The organism is Olivibacter sp. LS-1, assembly GCF_008245145.1.
Lineage (GTDB): Bacteria > Bacteroidota > Bacteroidia > Sphingobacteriales > Sphingobacteriaceae > Olivibacter > Olivibacter oleidegradans.
The window spans coordinates 2,130,991-2,153,178 of sequence record NZ_CP041643.1; the positions used below are offsets into that span (position 1 = coordinate 2,130,991).

Annotated in this window: 11 protein-coding genes; all 11 read left to right on the forward strand. The window is 43.8% G+C overall.

Annotated features, from left to right (window positions below; translation table 11 throughout):
• Positions 1 to 50 precede the first annotated feature (50 nt).
• The 11 genes from FKG96_RS08550 (at position 51) to FKG96_RS08600 (ending at position 22,188) form a co-directional block, all read left to right on the forward strand.
• Positions 51 to 3,467, forward strand: coding sequence for a SusC/RagA family TonB-linked outer membrane protein (locus FKG96_RS08550; RefSeq protein WP_130856428.1), 3,417 nt, complete (start codon positions 51 to 53; stop codon positions 3,465 to 3,467).
• Between the two features lie 20 nt (positions 3,468 to 3,487).
• Entirely contained in the window at positions 3,488 to 5,446 is a 1,959-nt protein-coding gene (locus tag FKG96_RS08555) for a RagB/SusD family nutrient uptake outer membrane protein (RefSeq protein ID WP_130856429.1), read from the forward strand.
• A gap of 41 nt (positions 5,447 to 5,487) precedes the next feature.
• Positions 5,488 to 5,883, forward strand: a complete 396-nt coding sequence (locus tag FKG96_RS08560; protein WP_013665584.1) for a hypothetical protein — start codon at positions 5,488 to 5,490, stop codon at positions 5,881 to 5,883.
• Positions 5,884 to 6,280: 397 nt separating this feature from the next.
• A complete protein-coding gene (locus tag FKG96_RS08565) occupies positions 6,281 to 7,942 on the forward strand; it encodes a polysaccharide lyase (protein ID WP_013665585.1) in 1,662 nt (553 codons plus the stop codon).
• 58 nt (positions 7,943 to 8,000) lie between these two features.
• Positions 8,001 to 11,108 (forward strand): DUF6298 domain-containing protein, encoded by a 3,108-nt coding sequence (locus tag FKG96_RS08570; RefSeq protein ID WP_242627211.1) that lies wholly within the window; start codon positions 8,001 to 8,003, stop codon positions 11,106 to 11,108.
• A 13-nt stretch (positions 11,109 to 11,121) separates the two neighbouring features.
• Positions 11,122 to 12,525, forward strand: a complete 1,404-nt coding sequence (locus FKG96_RS08575; protein ID WP_242627212.1) for a glycoside hydrolase family 140 protein — start codon at positions 11,122 to 11,124, stop codon at positions 12,523 to 12,525.
• Positions 12,526 to 12,659: 134 nt separating this feature from the next.
• Positions 12,660 to 13,505, forward strand: coding sequence for a glycoside hydrolase family 43 protein (locus FKG96_RS08580; protein WP_246860254.1), 846 nt, complete (start codon positions 12,660 to 12,662; stop codon positions 13,503 to 13,505).
• A gap of 404 nt (positions 13,506 to 13,909) precedes the next feature.
• Positions 13,910 to 15,829, forward strand: coding sequence for an exo-alpha-sialidase (locus tag FKG96_RS08585; RefSeq protein ID WP_246860255.1), 1,920 nt, complete (start codon positions 13,910 to 13,912; stop codon positions 15,827 to 15,829).
• A gap of 1 nt (position 15,830) precedes the next feature.
• Complete coding sequence (locus tag FKG96_RS08590; RefSeq protein ID WP_149105327.1) at positions 15,831 to 18,617, forward strand: glycoside hydrolase family 2 TIM barrel-domain containing protein; 2,787 nt, start codon at positions 15,831 to 15,833, stop codon at positions 18,615 to 18,617.
• 1 nt (position 18,618) lies between these two features.
• Positions 18,619 to 21,384: an alpha-L-rhamnosidase gene (locus FKG96_RS08595; RefSeq protein WP_149105328.1), complete on the forward strand. Its 2,766-nt coding sequence runs from the start codon at positions 18,619 to 18,621 to the stop codon at positions 21,382 to 21,384.
• A 117-nt stretch (positions 21,385 to 21,501) separates the two neighbouring features.
• Positions 21,502 to 22,188 carry a DUF3826 domain-containing protein gene (locus tag FKG96_RS08600; protein ID WP_149105329.1) on the forward strand — a complete coding sequence of 229 codons (687 nt, stop codon included), beginning with the start codon at positions 21,502 to 21,504 and terminating at the stop codon, positions 22,186 to 22,188.

A 22,188-nucleotide genomic window follows, 5' to 3' on the forward strand; every position in this document is an offset into this window, starting at 1 on the left:
GTTTAAACTGATTTCGCCTTAAACTAACCGAAAATACATAACCAAACCTTATGAACGTACTATTAAAAAAAACAGTTATTGCCGCGAGCAAATTTGTTTTGTGGGCGCTGGTAGGTTGTAGCATCTTAACTATATCAAAATCGTGGGGTGCATCAACAGCAAAGACGTCTAAGGTCGCAAATAGCGCGACGGCAGCACGGATCAACATTCAGGGAACCGTAAAAAATGAAAAGGGAGAGCCTCTTCCCGGTGTAAGCATCAAGTTAAAGGGGAGCAAAACTACTAGCACGACTGACCAGAACGGTGTTTTTCGAATGAACTTACCCACAGGGAATGAAGTTTTGATTTTCAGTTATGTGGGATACAAATCGAAGGAAGTGGCGTTGGGTGGCCAGCGCTCAATCGAAGTCATTCTACAGGAAGATAATAGCGCATTAGATGAAGTAGTTGTAGTAGGGTACGGTTCGCAGCGAGCTAAAGATGTGACCGGGGCGATCGTTTCAGTGGACGTTAAGAAACTTGCTGATATACCCGTTGCCTCAGTTTCTGAATCACTAAGAGGGCAGGTTCCTGGATTGAATGTTACGGGAGGTAGTACCCGACCGGGAGCCATGGCTACCTTAAGTGTCCGGCAACAATTTAATTGGGGCAAAGATGGCGGAAATGACTATCCATTGATCATCATTGACGATGTGATTCAGGTGGATCCGCAAAATGGCAAGCCTTCTATGGAAAGGTTCAATATGCTCGATGTTTCAGAAATTGAAAGTATAACGGTATTAAAAGACGCCAGCGCTGCCATCTATGGCTCCCGTGCATCCCAAGGGGCCATTGTTGTAAAGACAAAAAGAGGCCAAGTGGGCGCGCCGCGGATTTCCTATAGCGCTAAGTTTCAAACAAACGATGCCGTAAGCCATGAGAAAGTAATGAACGCTCGGCAATATGGGGAATTTGCCAATAAGTTTGGCAGGGCGCTCGGTTGGAACGACAATTATTTCTATTCAGCGGCAGAACTGTCGCAAATGGAATCACTGAATTACGATTGGTTAGCGAACGACTGGCGGGCTGCCCATACCATGCAGCACTCATTGGACGTTAGCGGAGGTTCTGAAAAAGCAACCTATTATACAGGTGCTTCTTACTATACACAGGGTGCCAATCTGGGATCGCAGGACTTTAATAGGTGGACTTTCAGGGCGGGTACCGAAGTGAAGGTAGCAAGTGACCTGCGCTTGAGCGCTACGATAGCTGCGGCTAATACCAATTTGGAGCGCTCCTTTACAAAGATCAATTTTAGCGACGGATATGCTGTCGGTGGTGAACAGAATGATTATAGCGTATTACTGCATATGCCTAAATACATTCCGTGGATGTATAATATAAACGGCGTCGACCAGTATGTCTCTCCTGCGTTAGGGCCCAATAAGTTGGGAAATGTATCGGGCAATAATTCCCTAAGTAATTGGAACTATTATGATATGTTGAATAATGGTTCCAAGACCACCAATAAGGATTTTAATTATAATGCCAATTTCTCTTTGCAATACGATGTGCCTTTCCTAAAAGGACTCTCGTTCAAATTTAATTATGGAATTATTCAATCGTCAGGCAATACAGAGCAGGTTCAGATGCCGCTATTGTTAGCACGGGCTCGTAACATTAATACGGCAGATAACCATTTATACTCTAGCACCACTCAATGGGATGATCCGGTACTTAATCGGGCCAATTCCCGCGTTACTTATGACAACACAACTTCCAAGAATGAACAGCTGAACTTCTTTGCCAATTATAACCAAAAATTTGGCGACCATGATATTGGTGCCATGTTCAGCGTTGAAAAAACAACCGCCGGATGGGAAGACCGGTACCAGATTTACGATAACCCAACGAGAGGAGTATATAACGGGACTTCTATATCTGCCGGAACCTTAAACACGTCTAACAGCATCACCTATCGTACAGAAAGTGGAACACTTTCTTATTTGGGACGTGTTAATTATAGCTATAAGAGCCGATATCTTTTACAATTTGTATTTCGTACCGATGCTTCCACAAAGTTTGCACCCGAGAATTACTGGGGCTTCTTCCCTGGCGTTTCTGCAGGTTGGGTTGTATCGGATGAGAATTGGTTCACAGAACATGTTGCCTGGATGAATTATTTGAAGGTGCGCGCTTCTGTCGGGATTACCGGAAATAACAATGTAAATCCATGGAAATGGACTCGCTTATATACTGCAGCGACCGATAAAGGAATGGCCTTTGGAAGTAACGGTGGGATGTATACGATCGGTATAACACCGGATGCTGACCCTAATCGGGACCTTCGTTGGGACCGCACCGTGCAGCGCAATCTTGGTTTAGACATGTCTTTCCTGAAGTCACAACTTAGCATGTCTCTTGATGGTTATTACAATACGACTACCGACATGTTAACGGATATGTCCGGAGCCATCGGAGTACCTATCTCTGTGGGAGGGGCCTTTGCTGAACAGAACTACGCAGGTGTAAAGGCTTGGGGAACCGAAGTATCGGTTACCTGGAAGAGCCATGTCAATGAGGTGAACTACTCCGTAGGTATGAACTTCGGTTTAGGTAATTACAAGACCACGCGATACTTCGATCAACCATTTGATTATCCCTCTGAAATGACTACGCGGCGCGCCGTGGGTAATACCGGATATGGCAATCCTGTTTGGGGATATAAAACATGGAAGCACACATCCGGAGGCGACGGTATGTTACGTACCGATGCAGACATTGATGCCTATTGGAACTATTTGACGGAAAATGCGAATAATTCGGGTATTGAAGGGGCTGAACCTAATTTTATGGGTATTACCGATAAATCGCAGATGAGAAAGGGAATGCTGGTGTATGAGGATGTTCGAGGTGCATTGGATGAAAGTACACAGACCTACGGCGGTCCAAATGGCGTCATAGAAAAAGATTCCGGACAAGATTGGGAAATTCTGAAAAAGTCAAACATGACTTATGGCATCACCACCAATTTGACTGCGGGATGGAAAGGTATTTCGTTTCAAGCCCAAATTTCAACCTCCTGGGGAGGAGCCAACTACTTGGATTATGTCAAGCAGGGTACCAGCAGCACAAACGCGTTGTGGTCGCAGTCCATTTATCTGACCGATATGTACGATCCGGAAACGAATCCGAATGGTAAATATCCCAATATTGCCTATTACGATGATTTCGGTGGAACAAATTCCGACTTCTTCTTGCTTCCTACATTTAGAATGTTTGTCCGTAATTTGAGCATCGGCTATACCCTGCCAAAGAAGTGGCTGACAAAGGCAAAGGTAGATAATGTACGGATTTTTCTTTCGGGAAACAATCTTTGGGATTTATATAACCCCTACCCGAACAAATACCGTAATATGTATGATTCACCGGGCTTGGGTTATCCAACATTACGAACTTGGTCTTTGGGTATAAATTTAGGCTTATAACACACCATTATTTGATCATCATGAACAAGAAGATATTGATTTTTGCAATGACCGTACTTACAATAGTCGGATGCAAGAAAGATTTTTTGGAGGAAATGAAAAGTTACGATAAATACGACGACAGTATTTTTGAGAACGAACTCCAAACAGGTTGGTATATCGACCGGATGTATAACTATTATTTTGTGAGTTACCGAAACCCGCTACAGCAGGTAGTTGGATTGTATAAAGACGATCGGTCAAGAATGACAGAAGAAATAGGAGGCACGGTGGGCGACTATATCAATCCGACTAAGACTTTACAATTAGCCTCACAAGCCGACGGCTATTATGGTAACTCGGTAACGGCCAGTGTACAGAATAATCCCTACACTCGCATACGATTTGCAAACTTCCTGATCGGCAGAATCGACCAGTCGGGGCAAGGACTGTCAGACTCCTTTAAAAGATCCGCCAAAGGACAGATGTATTTCTTAAGGGCCCTACAGTACTTCGATCTTGTTAGGGTTTATGGAGGTGTACCTTTGGTAACTACTGTCCAAGAAAATAGTGCTACTGATGAAACCATTCGAGAGCCAAGAGCTACCTCGTCGGCATGTTTTGAGCAAATCGTGAAGGACTTGGATTCGGCGGCCGCACTGTTGCCGATGCGATGGGACGGCGAAGCAAACAACTATGGGCGACTTACCGCAGCAGGTGCACTGGCTATGAAAAGTCGTGTTCTATTGACGGCTGCCAGCCCATTGTTTAATAAAGATTGGGATAACCCAGCTAATGAACGTTGGCAAAAGGCCTTGGAAGCCAGCCTGGATGCAGAAACAAAATTGACCGGCGCAGGCTATGGATTATTTGGTTCAAATGCAAAGGATTGGGCGGAAATGACCTTTAGAAATGACAATTCGTTTAATCCGGAGGCATTGATGGTTTTTTTACTATCAAATACTTCCACCGGTTCCGCGGGCTATAATAACGGATGGGAAAATCAGGTTCGTCCAGCTTCTTATCGAGGAGGTGGAGGTCTGGCTGCGCCCAAAGAGATGCTCGATCTTTTTCCAATGGCCGATGGTTCGCGTCCTAATGCCGACAATTATGTAGACACCTTCTTCTTTGTAAACAGAGACCCTCGGTTCTATCGAACATTCGCTTTCTCCGGATCAAAATGGGGAATTAAGGGTAACGAAAATAAATCGACCTGGTTCTATAGATGGAAAGACAATGAAACATCTACCAAGGTGACCTATTATGCGAATGACCAAACCAATAGCCCTGCACTAGTTCGCAAAATGTCCGATCCTGCGGCAGATAGCACCGGCTTTGCTTTTTCCGGTACGGATATCTTTGAGTATCGTTATGCGGAGCTGTTGCTTAATATAGCAGAATGTTATGCTGCTCGAGGAGAGATTGGAAACGCGGTGAACTACCTGACCAAAATTCGTCAACGGGTTGGTATTCCCTCGGCGAATAATTACGGAATAGGCATGCCGACCTCTAAATACGCTGCTTTGGAGGCATGTTTATACGAACGAAGGGTAGAACTGGCTTATGAAGGAAAGCGCTTTTGGGATATACAACGTTGGATGCTTTATGATAATATCCAGGAAAGTGGCAATTCGGTACAGAAGCTAGGCTTGAGCCCGATAAATGGTACGAAACGTACAGGCTATTACTGGCAATCAAAAACCTTTGGTAGGGATCCGCTGACCAATGCCGATAGAAACATCCTGATTGATCCTGATGCTGCGAACTTTAATGAAGAAATCGCCAAGCTAAAGGCAATTTATCAAAACTACTTTGTGATGACACCATTAGACCAAGAATGGGATCGCGTAAACAATGCACCCGTTACCATCCTATTCCGTCCCAACTATTACCTATCCGGGCTTTCGGCAACGGTGTTGAGTAACAACTCTTGGCTGGCGCAGACAAAAGGCTGGTTGGATTATTCCGGGGCTAGTGGTACTTATGACTATCAGCAATAAACTGTAATTGAATGTTATGTTTAACCTTTTATTAAATAAATATGAAAAAGCAACAAATGGTGAGAGGGTTGGTAATATTTAGCTTTATTTTACTCGCTAGTTTTAAGAGTAGTTACGCGCAGAACGTAGAGATTCCTATTATTTTGCCCTACACAGGTAATTTCAACAATTGGATTATTACATTCACAAGTGGCAGTGACACTTATACTTTCGAAACAAATGATGACACCTTTGATTCGGGCGTTATAGGGATGCTCCCAAAGGGAACCTATACCGTTAATTTTGACTGTCCATACTTTGGTAGTGAGAATTTTGATATTCTTGTTTATAATGGTGGCGAAATAGTGCGGCAGGGAATAACCTCTTCTAGGGATCTTACCCTATACAATGTTGTTATTGGTGATGAACCGCTTATTCAAATAGATGCCGGTTATTAAAATGCATCAAAACGACTGATAATAAGTTTCTTCTTTTTTGTAATACATTAGTTTAATTTTTGGTGATACGCGGCACAATCTTAATGATTGTGTCGCTTTTTTGTTTTTAGATGATAGACGGCGAAATGAGCATAGGATATTGACTAGATCTATTAGCAGAAAAGTAGCGTTATCTGCCGATTTTTAAAGCCTTGATTGCAATAACAACTAAATAATTGAAAAATGTCCTTCTGTATGTAATAAATTCGTGAAAGATAATATTGTATAATATCGCGTCAATATACTATAGAATATTTCGTGTCATCTTGACGATATTTGATACTGTATATTTAACCAAGGTTCCTTACTTTCGGGTAGGGTAAACAAAAGCTAACCTTTAAGTAAATGCTATAAACTAATGAAGAAGTTTTTTTTAGTGCTACCCTTTTTTATTGGGATCGTTGCAACAACATATGCCCAATACCCAAAAATACCACAAGATGTCAAGCGGAAGAGTGACTCGATGATGAAGGCCGCAGCATGGCAATCTGAAATTGCTTGGCAAAAAGCCCTGCCTATTATTGAAGAAGAAGCAAAAAACGGGAAACCCTATGTGCCTTGGGCATCGAAGGCCATTGATTTGCCACAGGCCGATATTCCGGCATTTCCCGGTGCTGAGGGCGGCGGAGCCTATTCTTTTGGTGGTCGCGGTGGAAAAGTAATTGTAGTTACGAGCTTAGCAGACAGTGGCCCCGGTACATTGCGGGAGGCTTGCGAACAAGGTGGGGCACGCATCGTCGTATTTAATGTTGCAGGAATTATTCGTTTAAAAACACCTTTGATTATTCGCGCTCCGTATATCACCATCGCAGGTCAATCTGCGCCAGGAGACGGGGTTTGTGTCGCCGGGGAGTCTGTTTGGATTAATACGCATGATGTAATTATCCGTTTTATGCGTTTCCGCAGAGGCGAAACATGGGTTGGACGAAGAGACGATGCCATTGGCGGCAATCCGATTGGCAATATTATGGTTGACCATGTTTCAGCGAGTTGGGGATTGGATGAAAACATGTCGATGTATCGCCACATGTATAATGATAGTACCGGGAAAGCGATGGAGGAAAAGCTTGGAACCGTAAATATTACCATTCAAAACTCAATTTTCTCAGAAGCTTTAGACACCTGGAACCATGCTTTTGGTAGTACCCTAGGTGGCGAAAATTGTACGTTTATGCGGAATTTATGGGCAGATAATGCAGGTAGAAATCCTTCCATTGGCTGGAATGGTGTTTTCAATTTTGCTAATAATGTAGTATTCAACTGGGTGCATCGTTCAACGGATGGGGGCGATTATAAGGCCATGTATAACATTATCAATAATTATTACAAGCCCGGTCCACTCACACCGAAGGACTCGCCGGTGGGCTATCGCATCATTAAACCGGAATCGGGTAGAAGCAAATTGCCTTACGTAGTATTCGGTAGATTGCATGTAGCCGGAAATATTGTTGAAGGGAATGAACGTGTTACCAAAGATAATTGGGATGGCGGCGTACAAATTGAAGGAAAAGATGGAAATGAAATGAGTTTGGAAACTGCCAAGACCTATTTTGCCAAAATGAAGTACGACAAACCGCTTCCTATGGCTAAAATCAGCATTCTGCCTACTAAGGAAGCTTATAATTATGTGCTTGACAATGTCGGTGCGACACTTCCAAAAAGAGATCCGGTGGATACACGCGTTATAGAGCAGGTTAGAACAGGAAAGATAAACTATTTAAAAGATGTAAAATTGCCTGAAACGCAATTTGAACATCGTCGATTGCCAATTGACTCCTATAAACAAGGTATTATTACCGATATTAGTCAGGTAGGGGGCTATCCTGAGTACAAAGGGACGCCTTATAAGGATAGTGATAAGGATGGGATGCCGGACGAGTGGGAAAAAAAGAATGGTTTAAATCCCAATGATCCAAGTGACGCATCGAAATATACGGATAATGGTTATACGAATATTGAGAATTATTTGAATAGCCTGGTAGATGTAAAGACGGTGAAGCCGGTTTTAGCAAAGAATTAAGATTATCGCTGGTTGCGATTGGTTTAATATGGTTTATTGTGGTTTTAGTAGTTGGTTAGTGTGGTCCCTTACCTTTGCGCTCTGCTTAGGTAAGGGTAACACGCTTTATGCCCAAGACGTACTCGATTCGCCGTTGAAATGGGAAAGCAATCAATTAGTATATACGGCAGATAGTTTGGGCAATCGTATTCCTGATTTTTCCTACAGTGGATATAAAGGAGGGGAGGAAGCGATCCCTTTGGTGGAAGCAAAGGCCTTGGTTAAACATCAAACGTCCGATGCAACGGCTACTATCCAGTCGGCCATAAACTACGTTGCTCAATTGCCGCTTGATCAAAATGGATTTCGAGGTGCTATATTGCTTGAAAAAGGTACTTATCAAATTGATGGCAGTTTGGTGATTCCCGCTTCGGGCATCGTCTTACGTGGCAGTGGCGCAACGGAGAATGGAACCGTATTGATTGGCACCGGTATAAGTCGGGAAACCTTGATCCGAATTGTCGGAGTAATGGATAGTACGCAAAGCCATACACAGAAAATTAAAACGAAATATGTACCCGTGAATGCCATGGCATTCGAGGTGACAAATAGTAAGTCTCTTAAACCGGGCGATGGAATCACCATTCATAGGCGCTCGTCAGCGGCTTGGATTAAAACCCTAGGGACTGATCATTTTGGAGGTGGTATTACATCCCTGGGATGGAAACCCGGGCAGCGGGATATCTATTGGGACCGGAAGATTACAAAAGTTGAAGGAAACAAAATTTACATTGATGCGCCTATTACGACGGCGCTGGATCATCGCTATGATACAGCAGCAGTTAGTGTCTATCAATGGAAGGGACGAATTGGGCAAATCGGTATTGAAAATATAAGTTTGGAGTCGAGCTTTGAAGCTTCCAATCCTAAAGATGAAGATCACCGATGGACGGCCATAACAATGGAAAACGTAGAGGATGCTTGGGTTCGGCAAGTCAATTTTAAACATTTTGCAGGCTCAGCAGTTTATGTAGCAGAAACAGGTAAACGGATAACCGTAGAGGATTGTAAATCGACAGACCCTATATCAGAGATCGGCGGGCAGCGTAGAAATACTTTTTTTACCAATGGGCAACAAACCCTATTTCAACGCCTCTATGCTGAACATGGTTATCACGATTATGCAGTAGGCTTCATGGCGGCAGGGCCTAACGCCTTTGTGCAATGCCAAGCAGTACACCCTTTCAGTTTTAGCGGAGCGGTTGATAGTTGGTCATCTGGGAACTTGTTCGATTGTATGAATATTGACGGTCAAGCCCTGCGTTTTTCCAATTTGGAACAGGACGGGAATGGGGCCGGCTGGGCGGCCGCGAATAGCGTGTTTTGGCAATGTTCGGCTGCTCGCGTAGAATGTTATCAACCTCCGACGGCTCAAAATTGGGCTTTTGGAACTTGGGCACAATTTGTCGGGAATGCTTATTGGGAACAATCTAATGAGCATATTAAACCCTACAGTTTGTATTATGCGCAGTTAAGTCAACGGTTGGATGATCGTGCTGTCGGACGAGCAATTTTAATGCCCGAAGAAACGGAGGCATCCAGCAGTCCCTCGGTAGAAGTTGCCGAGGAGTTAACCCAATTAGCTGGCAAGCCCAAACTGACATTGAGTCAATTTATTGATCAAGCTAGTGAACGCACCCCTATATCTTTAAAGTCCAAAGAAGCCAAGCTGATTATTGCGGTTTCACCGAAAGCCGAAAATTCAATTACTTCATCGCCGTCGACTATACATATAGAAAATGGTTGGCTTGTAGGTAAAAAAGGTGTACTAACCGGAAAGCGGCAGGATGTGCAATGGTGGAACGGCAGTGCACGGCGCTACGGGCTGGAAAAAGCCCGCCCACATATCACCCGTTTTGTTCCCGGACAGGTAGGAAATGGCCTGACGGATAATTTAAAGGGCGTTGTCGACACCTTGAAGAATCAGCAGGTTGTTGCGTTTGAACATAATTATGGGCTTTGGTACGATCGGAGAAGAGATGATCATGAACGTATACGTCGTATGGACGGCGATGTATGGCCTCCGTTTTACGAATTACCCTTTGCCAGAAGCGGTGAAGGACTCGCTTGGGATGGTTTAAGTAAGTATGATTTAACTAAATATAATAAGTGGTACTGGTCGAGATTAAAAACTTTCGCCAACCTCGCAGAAGCACAGGACATCTTGCTCGTTCATCAAAACTATTTCCAGCATAATATTATTGAAGCGGGCGCCCATTATGCTGATTTTCCATGGCGTACAGCAAATAATATTAACCAAACAGGTTTTCCTGAACCTCCACCCTATGCCGGCGACAAGCGGATTTTTATGGATGCCCAATTTTATGATGTTAGTAATCAACATCGGGCGGCTATCCACCGTGCCTATATCAGGCAGTGTCTAAATAATTTCAAGGAAAATAAAGGCGTACTGCAGTTAACGGGCGCAGAGTATACCGGACCGTTGCATTTCGTTCAATTTTGGCTGGATGTCATTGAGGAGTGGGAAATAGAAAACAAGCAGCAGGCGCTAATCGGGCTGAGCACTACGAAAGATGTACAGGATGCGATATTGGCCGATGCAAAGCGTAATAAAATCGTCAAGGTGATTGACATCCGATATTGGTACAAACAGGCCGATGGTAGCACTTATGAGCCCAAAGGGGGGCAGCATTTGGCACCACGACAGCAGGCGAGGTTGTTCAAACCGAAGAAAACATCCTTCGAGCAAGTTTATCAGGCTGTTTCCACTTATCGGGAACAGTACCCTGATAAGGCAGTGATCTATTCGGCAAACGGCGCAGAAAGTAATGGCTGGGCGGTATTCATGGGAGGAGGTTCATTGGCAAGCATTCCAAACTCACTACCCAGCGGCTTTTTATCCGCTGCTTCACAGATGAAGCCACAAGCAAGTGAAAAAGCAGGGATGTATATGCTGCAAGGAGAATTTGGAGAGCGAATTATTTACGCTGACGGCTTAAACGAACTGGAAGTCGATCTGTCCAACAGTAAGGGGCGATACATCGTGCTTTACCTCGATCCGGTAACTGGAAAGGTTAAGGGAAAGCAACACTTACAAAGTGGTAAAAAACAACGAATTCAACTAAGAAATACTAACCAAAGCATTGTGTGGATACACCGTGCTTAACAACCGACATATTATGATAAAATTTAGCAACTATGCTTTCATATTGGCCTTTTTCTGCTTTATGAGTTGTACTAACAAACAGAAGAAAGAAGATTCTCTTCCACGTTTGAAAGTGTCTGAAAATGGGCGTTACATTGTGACGGAGGATGGTAAGCCCTTCTTTTGGCTAGGAGATACCGGCTGGTTATTATTTAGTAAGCTTACCAAAGAGGAAATCGACCGATACTTAGAAGATCGGCAAGAGAAGGGCTTTAATGTGATTCAAGTGATGCTATTGCATACATTGAAAGCTAAAAATACGTATGGCGATTCCGCCCTCATAATGGGGAATGTAGCAAATCCAGCGATTGGAGATACAACCGGGCAAGATAGCACCCAGCTAGCCTATTGGCAATTAGTGGATTACACGGTTAAAAAAGCGGCCGAAAAAAGCATATACCTGGCTTTAGTGCCGGTTTGGGGCACCAATGTAAAAGAGGGCGGGGTAAGTAGCGAGCAGGCTAAAACCTATGCTACTTTCTTGGCCGAGCGCTATGCATCGGCACCTAATATCATTTGGTTAAACGGGGGCGATTTGAAAGGAAGTGATTCAATTGACGTTTGGAAAACGATTGGAAATACCTTAAATCAACTCGATTCTAATCACCTTATTACCTTTCATCCTCGAGGGCGCACTACTTCATCTGAATGGTTTCATCAAGAATCATGGCTTGACTTCAATATGTTCCAGTCGGGCCATCGGCGCTACGACCAAGACACCTCTGCAAATGAAACCAATCATTATGGTGAGGATAACTGGCGTTTCGTAAAAGGTGATTATCAACTAACACCTACAAAACCAACAATAGATGGCGAACCATCTTATGAGGGGATTCCGCAGGGTCTGCACGATCCGAAAGAACCGAGATGGACAGATAAAGATATACGTCGTTATGCTTACTGGTCGGTATTCTCCGGTGCTTTCGGCTTTACCTATGGTAATAACTCGGTGATGCAGTTTCTAAACGAAAGCGATAACGATTCAACTGCAGCTTACGGTGCCACAGAATTATGGAGAGATGCTATAAAGAATCCAGGAGCCGGACAAATGCGTTATTTAAAGGAACTGATGTTATCAAAATCCTTTTTAGATCGCGTGCCCGACCAATCATTATTGGCAGAAAATGGAGAACGCTACGATTACAAAGTCGCAACCCGAGGTAAAGATTATGCGTTGATCTATACCTATAATGGAGGAACTATTAAGGTTAATCCTGTAAAATTATCAACGGGCAAATTGAAAGCATCTTGGTTCGATCCGCGTACAGGTGTCTATACCGCAATTGGCGAGGTACAAAATACAGATGGACAAAGCTTTGAAGCACCAGGCGGAAAGAAGGAGGGGAATGATTGGGTATTGGTTTTAGAGGCGATTTAGCTTTGCCAGTTGTAAGTTATAAGTTGTAGGTTTTGAGTAGCCGAAGGTTAAAAGTTTAAAGCATGAGACTGTTTAAATACGTAATACTGACTATATTGATAGGACTGTTTTCCGCTTGCTCCAAAGATATATATATGTTTAGTTCTTTTCATGAGCCGGCGGATGCGGGATTACGGTTGTTGTATAGTGAAGATGCTTACCACTGGAAAGATTTGAACCATGTATTTCTTAAACCTACGGTGGGTACCCAAAAGGTAATGCGTGATCCCTCCATAGTTCGAGGCCCGGATGGCCTGTTTCATTTGGTCTGGACCTGTAGCTGGAAAGGCGACAAAGGTTTCGGTTATGCAGCATCGAAAGATTTGATCCATTGGTCGGAACAACGCTTTATACCGGTTATGGAACATGAGCCGGAAACGGTAAATGTATGGGCACCTGAATTGTTTTATGATGATGAGGAAAAGCGGTACATCATTATATGGGCTTCCACTATTCCTTATCGTTTCGAGAAGGGCGTGGAAGAAGAGAAAAACAATCACCGAATGTACTATACCACTACAAAGGATTTTAAAAACTTTACGAAGGCACAACTCTTTCTTGACCCTGGGTTTAGTGTCATTGATGCCGTGATTGTCAAAAGAAAACCGAAAGATTATGTGCTGGTGCTTAAAGATAATACAAGGCCAAATCGTAATTTAAAGGTGGCTTTCGCTGAAAAAGCTTTAGGACCTTATCACGATGTTTCCCAACCCTTTTCAGGTGAAAAAACAGAAGGACCGAGTGTGGTTAAAGCAGGAGAAGATTATCTGATTTATTTCGATTCATATGGTGATAAAAAATATAAAGCCGTAAGTACAAAGGATTTTAAGCAATTTAAAGCGATCGACGACGAGGTCAGTATTCCTGAAGGGCATAAACATGGTACCATTTTCAAAGCAAGCAAAGGCGTTTTGAAGGGATTGAAAAAGGAAGTGGAATAAGAAGGGATGATATGACTGCTTTCGTTGTACCTCCCCGCAGTGACGATACTATGTACGTCCTTGCAAACCGAAGCGATTGGTTATGACGTGGGAGTGAAGCAATCTTAACTATATCGTTTTCAGGTGTAACGATTGCCATAAAAGAAAATTACTATCGGAAAGTTTACCTAAGAAGGTTTTGCTAGGCAGTCACTGGTCGTCAGCGATAAATCCGGCCTAGAAATATCCGGATAGAAGAGGCTAAGGAATGGCAGAAGTTTTCATAGGAGATTTCAAGCCGGGAGTTTATTCACAAGTGTTTGTTTCAAAAGGTGTTCATGAGCTCCCTTTGGTCGGTTTTGGTACCTTTTTGCGGAAACCTCGAGCCTGTAGGCGAGAAGCTTGAATGCCTTAAAAACTGACAAATGATGAAAAAAAGGTACACGTCATTGGTAATAATGATTGCTTATAAAAGAATCTATAAAATGATATTCAAACTAAAAACAACAATATTAGTATTTAGCCTCTCCTATCTACTTCAAGTAGGAAAGGCAGCCGCTCAGGACACAGTAAAATACATCGGCACCACCTTATCCAATGTAGATTACCATCACGGTCAGTTAAGTCCGGCCGTTGGCGTACACAATATTCAGGTATTTAGAGCTAATAGAGAGCACCCTGAATTGGCAGGAGGACATAACTGGACCTACAATCATCAACCCATGCTTGCTTATTGGAACAATCAATTCTTTTTGGAGTTTTTGAGCGATCCCATTGGTGAGCATATTCCACCAAGTGAAAGTTTATTACAGACATCGAAGGATGGTTATCAATGGTCAGATCCCGTGGTAGTCTTCCCGCCTTATAAAATACCCGATGGTTGGAAGAAGAAAGGAAATGATAAGGTTGCCAAAGACCTCTACGCCATCATGCATCAGCGCATGGGTTTTTATGTGTCAAAGAGCGATCGCTTATTCGTGTTAGGCTATTACGGCGTGGCCATGGATGCAAAGGATGATCCGAATGACGGAAATGGCATCGGGCGGGTGATTCGTGAGATATACCGAGACGGTCGTTTCGGTCCAATTCATTTTATCCGTAATAATGCTTCCTGGGATAAAAAGTTATCAGCCTTTCCGTTTTTTACCGAAAGTAAGGACAAAGGATTTGTGAAAGCCTGTGAAGAGCTGTTGGCACAGCCCCTGATGATGCAGCAATGGGTAGAGGAAGCAGATCGGGACGACCCCTTAATTCCATTGAAACGCGCTATTAAAGCATTCAATTACTACCACCTTCCGAATGGGCAGGTGGTGGGCTTATGGAAGCATGCATTGACTTCGATTAGCACCGATGGAGGTAAAACCTGGGCGTATGATCCGCTGCGCGCACCGGGATTTGTGAACAGCAATGCCAAAATATGGGGCCAGCGCACAGAAGATGGGCGCTATGCTACGGTGTACAACCCTTCTGAATTTAGGTGGCCACTCGCGGTTTCCACTAGTGATGATGGTCTTCACTATAAGGACTTATTATTAGTAAATGGTGAGATTTCATCTATGCGCTATGGCGGCAACTATAAATCCTATGGTCCGCAGTATGTGCGTGGAATTGTGGAAGGTAATGGTAATCCCCCGGGGCAGGCCATGTGGGTGTCTTACAGTATGAATAAGGAAGATATGTGGGTAGCCCGTGTCCCTGTTCCGATTACTTCCGAAGTCACGCAACCGATCAAAGAAGTCTTTAGCCGGATGACGGATGGTAAAGAATTAAACGATTGGAACCTTTATAGTCCACTTTGGGCGCCCGTTAAGATGGAGAAAACAGCTGATGGAAACAAGGTTTTGGCTTTAAGGGATAAAGACCCTTATGATTATGCAAAGGCAGAACGCGTAGTACCTGAAAGCAAAAAGTTATCGGTAAAGTTTACCTTGGTCCCACAGCAGGTTGATCACGGACTCCTCCATATAGAATGCATGGATGCAAAAGGGCAAGCCGCTGTACGTTTGATATTGGACAAGGATAGCCTCTTAAAAATCAAAGCAGGTTATCGGGATTCAAAGCTCAGTACGTATGAAAACGGGAAAGCTTTACAAATTGAGTTAAATCTGGATGTAAGCAGTCGCTCGTATACAGTTGCTGTCAATGGTGAGCAGAAAGGAACAAAAATATTTTTCGCGCCGGTAGCTAGTATTAGTCGTGTGGCCTTTCGAACGGGTGAAGTGAGGCGCTTCCCCGATGCGGATACACCAACAGACCAAGACTTTGACCTGAAAAATCCGGGAGATCCGGTGAAAGAGGCGGTTTATTATATTCAAGACTTCAGTGCTGAACCCTTAAGTAAATGAGATGAAGAGGCCTATTGTATACATTTGTTTTCTATTTGGCTTACTCTGCCTTTTCTTCTCTTCCCAAGCCCAAGAAGCAAAACGCCTTTACCTATCGGGTACAGGGAAAGACAATCGAGTAAATTGGGAATTCTATTGCACAGGCGGAGCTCATGCAGGGAAATGGACTTCTATTCCCGTTCCATCCAATTGGGAGTTGGAAGGTTTTGGGAACTATAATTATGGCTTTGATAAAACCGAGCAGGTTGGGAAAGAGGAAGGTTTATATAAATATCGCTTTCCGATTCCTAAAGAATGGAAGACGCAACATGTTAACATCGTGTTTGAAGGCGTGATGACGGACGCCGAAGTGAAGGTTAATGGTCAGTTGGCCGGTCCGATTCACCAAGGCGCTTACTACGCCTTTAAGTACGATATTTCGAAACTTTTGCATTACGGAAAAGAGAATGTGCTCGAAGTGAAGGTATCTAAACACTCCGCCAACGAGTCGGTAAACGCAGCAGAGCGGAAAGGCGACTTCTGGATTTTTGGTGGTATCTTCCGTCCCGTATGGCTAGAAGTACTGCCTCAACGGCATATCGCGCGCGTTTCGATCAATGCCTTAGCAAATGGTGCCTTCGAATCCTTTGTAAAAGTTAATGGACAAGCTGACCGGATACAAGCACAAATTTATACACTGGAAGGTAAGGCCGTTGGCAATGTTATGCAGCAATCACTGGCTGGTGGTCAAGCGCAGATCAGTCTTAAAGGCCATATCGAAAAGCCTTTGTTATGGTCGGCCGAATTCCCTCATCGTTATGAAGTCGTGTTCGACTTATATGATAAAAACAAATTGATCCATCGGGTTAAGCAGCGATTTGGCTTTAGAACGGTGGAAGTGAAGCAGCGGGATGGTATCTACGTCAATGGGGTAAAGATGAAATTTAAAGGAGTTAACAGACACTCCTTTTGGCCCGGCTCAGGAAGGACAACCAGTAAAGCCTTAAGTATCGAAGACGTCGAGCTGATGAAAGCCATGAATATGAATGCGGTCAGGATGTCACATTACCCACCCGACGATCATTTCCTGGAAGTCTGTGATTCGCTCGGACTTTATGTAATGGATGAATTGGCGGGATGGCACGGGCATTATGACACCTCAACAGGTACCAAGTTGCTAAAGGAGATGATGATTCATGATGAAAATCATCCATCCATCGTGCTATGGGCCAATGGAAACGAGGGCGGCCATAACTTTGATTTAGATAGCATTTTTCTACAAGAGGACAGGCAGCAACGCCCTGTTGTACACCCTTGGCAATTATTCGGCGGGATCGAGACGCAACACTACCGAGAATATAATTATGGCATTGGGAATTACGATCATGGGAAGGATATTGTGATGCCTACCGAGTTTCTCCATGGCATGTACGATGGCGGTCACGGTGCCGGATTAGAAGACTATTGGAAACATATGTGGTCAGAACCGCTTTCAGCGGGCGGGTTTTTATGGGACTTCGCCGATCAAGGCGTGGTACGAAAGGATAAAAAGGATTCCATCGATACCGATGGCAATCGTGGTGCCGACGGTATCGTGGGACCCTATCGGGAAAAGGAGGGGAGCTTCTACGCCATTAAAGAAATATGGAGTCCTGTATTTATCGAGCGCAGGGAAATTACACCCGCCTTCGATGGTGTCTTGTCCATTGAAAATCGCTATGCCTTTACCAATCTCAACCAATGTTCCTTTACCTGGAAGTTGAAGACTTGGTCGGGCGATGGGGTGGCTACTGATTCTGTTAGTGGAACCATAACATCGCCGGATATTAAACCATTTGAAAAAGGGGCCTTACATATAGCACTTCCCCAAAACTGGCGAAATTATCAGGTCTTGTATCTTACAGCCCTTGATCCTTACAAAAGAGAACTCTTTACCTGGTCGTTTCCCGTGCAAATTCCGAAGGAAGTGGCCCGTCAATTAATTAAAGAAGGGGGAACGAATAAAATAACCCATGAAGAGCGAGATAGCTTACTTCTCGTGCATATAGGAGCGCTGCGTGTGACTTTGAATAAGCAAAATGGCCAATTGTTGCAGGTAACAAATGGGAAAGGAGCGATCCCTTTCCGCGATGGTCCCGTTCTCCAACAAGGCCTTAATAACTTCGGCAATTTTCAATTACATCAGGACGGTGCTAAGCTGGTGTTTGCTTCAACTTTCGACACAAAAACAAATTATAATACATTGGAGTGGACTTTCTACCCTTCGGGATTGGTGAAACTGTTTGTTCGCTATTTTCCGGGGGATTATTTTACCGATTATGTAGGCTTGAATTTTTCACTTCCCGAGAAGGAAATGTTGCGTGTTACTTATATGGGTAAAGGGCCCTATCGCGTTTGGAAAAACAGAATGAAGGGGCAAAGTTTGGGCGTGTGGGACAAAGCATATAATACGAGTGAAACGGGCGAGGCACCGTGGTTGTATCCTGAATTTAAAGGTTATCACGCGAATCTATACTGGGCGCGTATCAAGACTAAAAACCATTCCTTTAAAGTAATAACTCCCGATGAAGATATCTTTCTGCGACTGTACACACCTGCGTTTAAGGAAGACCCGTGGAAAAATTATGATCTCGTCTTCCCTTCGGGTGATATCTCCTTTATGCAAGGAATTTCAGGAATTGGGACGAAAACCCAAAAACGGGAAAATACAGGCCCCATGGGTATGAAAAACATATTCTACGACTATGAAAAAGATCCGAGTAGGGCAAAAGAGTTGACCTTGTATTTTGATTTTAACGAGCAAGAATAACATGCAAAGTAAGCGTTTATTGGTTTTTCTTTTCTGTACTTTATGGTTTTTTCCGGCAGTTTTTGCTGAGGTGACCGATGTGCGGTTAAGCGATCTACGCTGTGAATCGCTAACTAATCCATTGGGGATTGATCAAGAGGTTCCGCGACTGAGTTGGCAGCTAATCGGCAGTAAACGGGGTCTGATGCAAACAGCCTATCAGATACAGGTGGCGTCTTCTTTGGATTTATTGAAACAAGGATACGCCGATCGATGGGATTCCGGTAAGGTATTAAGTGATAGTAGTATACAAGTACCCTATAACGGAGAAAAACTGAATAGTCGCGATCAATGTTATTGGCGGGTGAAAATTTGGACAGATGATGGAGAGACTCGGTGGAGTGAACCTGCTTATTGGACCGTCGGTCTTTTGCGATACAATGATTGGAAAGGTAGATGGATTGGTCTCGATCGACCCTTTGAATGGGACCGTGAAGATCAATTCTCCAGGTTATCGGCGCGCTATTTCCGCAAGGAATTTCAAACGGATAAAAAGGTCAAACAGGCCATGGTTTATATCATAGGATTAGGCCTGTATGAACTTTATATAAATGGTGAAAAGATAGGAAAGCAAGTACTAGCACCTGCTCCTACCGATTATACGAAGGAAGTAAAATACAATACTTTTGATGTAACCCAACACCTTAATCAGCGCGGTAAGCATGCGCTTGGCGTTATATTAGGCAATGGTCGTTTTTACACCATGCGGCAAGCCTATAAACCTTATAAAATAAAAACGTTCGGCTATCCAAAGATGCGTTTAAATCTTGATATATGGTATGAGGACGGCACGAAGGAAACAATCAGCACGGACGACACCTGGAAAGTGACTGCGGACGGCCCCATACGAACCAACAATGAATACGATGGTGAAGAATATGATGCACGGAAAGAGTTGCCTGGTTGGCATCAGGTAGGGTATGACGATCAAACTTGGCTCAAAGCGTCTTTTGTACAGGAACCAGGCGGTATGCCTCGTGCACAACTCAATGAACCTATGCAAGTAATGGATACCTTGCGACCGAAAACGATTCGTCTACTTAATAAAAATACTTATATCGTCGATATGGGGCAGAACATGACCGGTTGGCTGAAAATTCGGGTAAAAGGCGCTTCCGGAACGGCTGTAAAGATGCGTTTCGCCGAATCCCTTCAAGCAGATGGGAGCTTGTTTGTTGCTAATTTAAGAGACGCGAAAGTAACGGATGTATACACCTTACGTGGCGAAGGAACGGAATATTGGGAACCACGCTTTGTTTATCATGGCTTTCGATACGTAGAAATAAGCGGCTATCCGGGGGAACCTACCTTAGACGATTTGCAAGGCTTAGTTGTTTATGATGCCTTGGCAACTACCGGCAGCTTTACAAGCGACCGGCCAATCTTGAATGCGATTTACCAAAATGCATGGTGGGGGATTACGGGAAATTACAAAGGTATGCCGGTTGACTGCCCTCAGCGGAACGAACGACAGCCTTGGCTTGGTGACCGTACAACAGGCTGTTATGGAGAGAGTTTTTTGTTTGATAACGCGAAGTTATATACCAAATGGCTGGACGATATTCAGGGTGCTCAACTGCCGGATGGAAGCATTCCGGACGTAGCGCCTGCTTTTTGGCGCTACTACAGCGATAATGTAACTTGGCCGGGGACTTATCTAACCGTCGCGGATATGCTGTATCAACAATATGGGGATGTATATGCTATCAGGAAACATTATCCGTCCATGAAACGATGGATACAGTATATGTGGGAAAATTATGAGGAAAATGGATTGATCACAAAGGATAAGTATGGTGATTGGTGCGTGCCACCGGAATCTAAAGAGCTGATCCATTCCAGAGATCCATTACGCCATACGGAGGGGATGTTATTGGCCTCGGCAAGCTATTATTACCTGTTGCGACTGATGCAGAGCTTTGCGGGTATTGTAAACAATGAGGTCGATAAGCAATTCTTTGAGGCCAAAGCAGCGGATATAAAGGAAGCTTTTAACCAAAAGTATTTGAACAAAAATTTAGGACAATACAGCAATAATACGGTGACGGCAAATTTGCTCCCGCTTTATTTCGATATGGTTCCAAATGAATACCGGAAGCAGGTTTTTGAAAATATCGTTACCAAAATTACGAAGGAGAACAAGGGACATATTAGCACGGGTGTCATTGGTACGCAGTACTTAATGAGAGGACTTAGCAATCAGGGGCGTGCTGACCTAGCCTTTCAGTTGGCGACAAACACCAGCTACCCCAGCTGGGGATATATGGTGGAAAAAGGTGCAACAACGATTTGGGAACTATGGAATGGTGATACCGCAAATCCTTCCATGAATTCCCAAAACCACGTGATGCTATTGGGTGATTTACTGATCTGGTATTATGAACATTTAATTGGCATAAAAGCAAATAAACCGGGTTTCAAGCAAATTGTTATGAAGCCCGATTTCAGTCTCCCGCTCATGCAGGTAGAAGGAGCCCATCGTTCAGCATATGGACAGATCCGGAGCAGCTGGAAAAAAGGAAAAGATAAACTGCAATGGACGGTTGAAGTACCGGGCAATACAACCGCGTTGGTTTATTTTCCAACATCAGATCAAGAAAAAATCCGTGAACATGGAGAAGGAATAGAAGGTCTGGAAGGCCTTCGATTTGTGAAAAAAGAAAATAGCCATAGTGTATTTGAGGTGGGAGCTGGAACGTATCAGTTCAGTGTTGACTTGGTTGAGTGATGAGTGATGAATGATGAGTTGCGAGTTACCCGTTGTGAGTTGTGAGAAAGGTTTGTGTGACTGAAAGCTGATTGCTGATAACCGAAATCCGATAGCTAATAAAAATAAATTGTAGAGATGAACCAATTAAAAAACATCAAAACCTTAAGTTTCCTGTTTGCTTTGTTGCTATTCGCCTTTGCGAGTCATGGCCAAGATGATGCGGCGCGTTTGGAAAAGTCGGATGCCGAGCAGCTCAAGAAAGCACAGGAATGGGTCGAAAATTTGCAGTTGCACGACAAAACAAAAGAAGCACGCGTGGTGCAGGTGATATCCGGGCATCTAAAGGCCGTACGGAATTGGCACAATAGTCACCCGTTTACGGAGGTACCGGCGGGTATCAATCCCGCGACGGGCAATAAGTTAAGTGAACTCGATCGGCAAATCATTGCGGATAGTGCCATGCCGACAGAAGTTCATCAACAGTTAATGGACGGTTTGCGAAAAGATTTGACTGAAGAGCAGGTAGCGACTATTCTGGATAAATACACGATCGGTAAAGTGGCTTTTACAACAAAAGGTTATGAAGCTATTGTTCCCGATTTAACAGCAAAAGAACGGGAGGTGATCAAGCAAAACCTCGAGCAGGCACGGGAGCAGGCGGTGGATTACAAAAGTATGAAGCAGATATCTGCTGTTTTCGAGATTTACAAAACCAAAATTGAACAGTATTTCAATGCAAATGGCCGGAACTGGCGTCAACTATTTAAAGCCTATGTCGACGCGGCAAAGGCGAAAAAAGCAAAGGAGAAAAATAATGGTTAA

What these genes read in the sequence shown, in the direction of transcription:
- FKG96_RS08580 (WP_246860254.1), top strand. Translation starts at nt 12,660, where the DNA reads ATGTTTAGTTCTTTTCATGAGCCGGCGGATGCGGGATTACGGTTGTTG.
- FKG96_RS08600 (WP_149105329.1), top strand. Translation starts at nt 21,502, where the DNA reads ATGAACCAATTAAAAAACATCAAAACCTTAAGTTTCCTGTTTGCTTTG.
- FKG96_RS08565 (WP_013665585.1), top strand. Translation starts at nt 6,281, where the DNA reads ATGAAGAAGTTTTTTTTAGTGCTACCCTTTTTTATTGGGATCGTTGCA.
- FKG96_RS08595 (WP_149105328.1), top strand. Translation starts at nt 18,619, where the DNA reads ATGCAAAGTAAGCGTTTATTGGTTTTTCTTTTCTGTACTTTATGGTTT.
- FKG96_RS08575 (WP_242627212.1), top strand. Translation starts at nt 11,122, where the DNA reads ATGATAAAATTTAGCAACTATGCTTTCATATTGGCCTTTTTCTGCTTT.
- FKG96_RS08550 (WP_130856428.1), top strand. Translation starts at nt 51, where the DNA reads ATGAACGTACTATTAAAAAAAACAGTTATTGCCGCGAGCAAATTTGTT.
- FKG96_RS08560 (WP_013665584.1), top strand. Translation starts at nt 5,488, where the DNA reads ATGAAAAAGCAACAAATGGTGAGAGGGTTGGTAATATTTAGCTTTATT.
- FKG96_RS08555 (WP_130856429.1), top strand. Translation starts at nt 3,488, where the DNA reads ATGAACAAGAAGATATTGATTTTTGCAATGACCGTACTTACAATAGTC.
- FKG96_RS08590 (WP_149105327.1), top strand. Translation starts at nt 15,831, where the DNA reads ATGAAGAGGCCTATTGTATACATTTGTTTTCTATTTGGCTTACTCTGC.
- FKG96_RS08585 (WP_246860255.1), top strand. Translation starts at nt 13,910, where the DNA reads ATGATGAAAAAAAGGTACACGTCATTGGTAATAATGATTGCTTATAAA.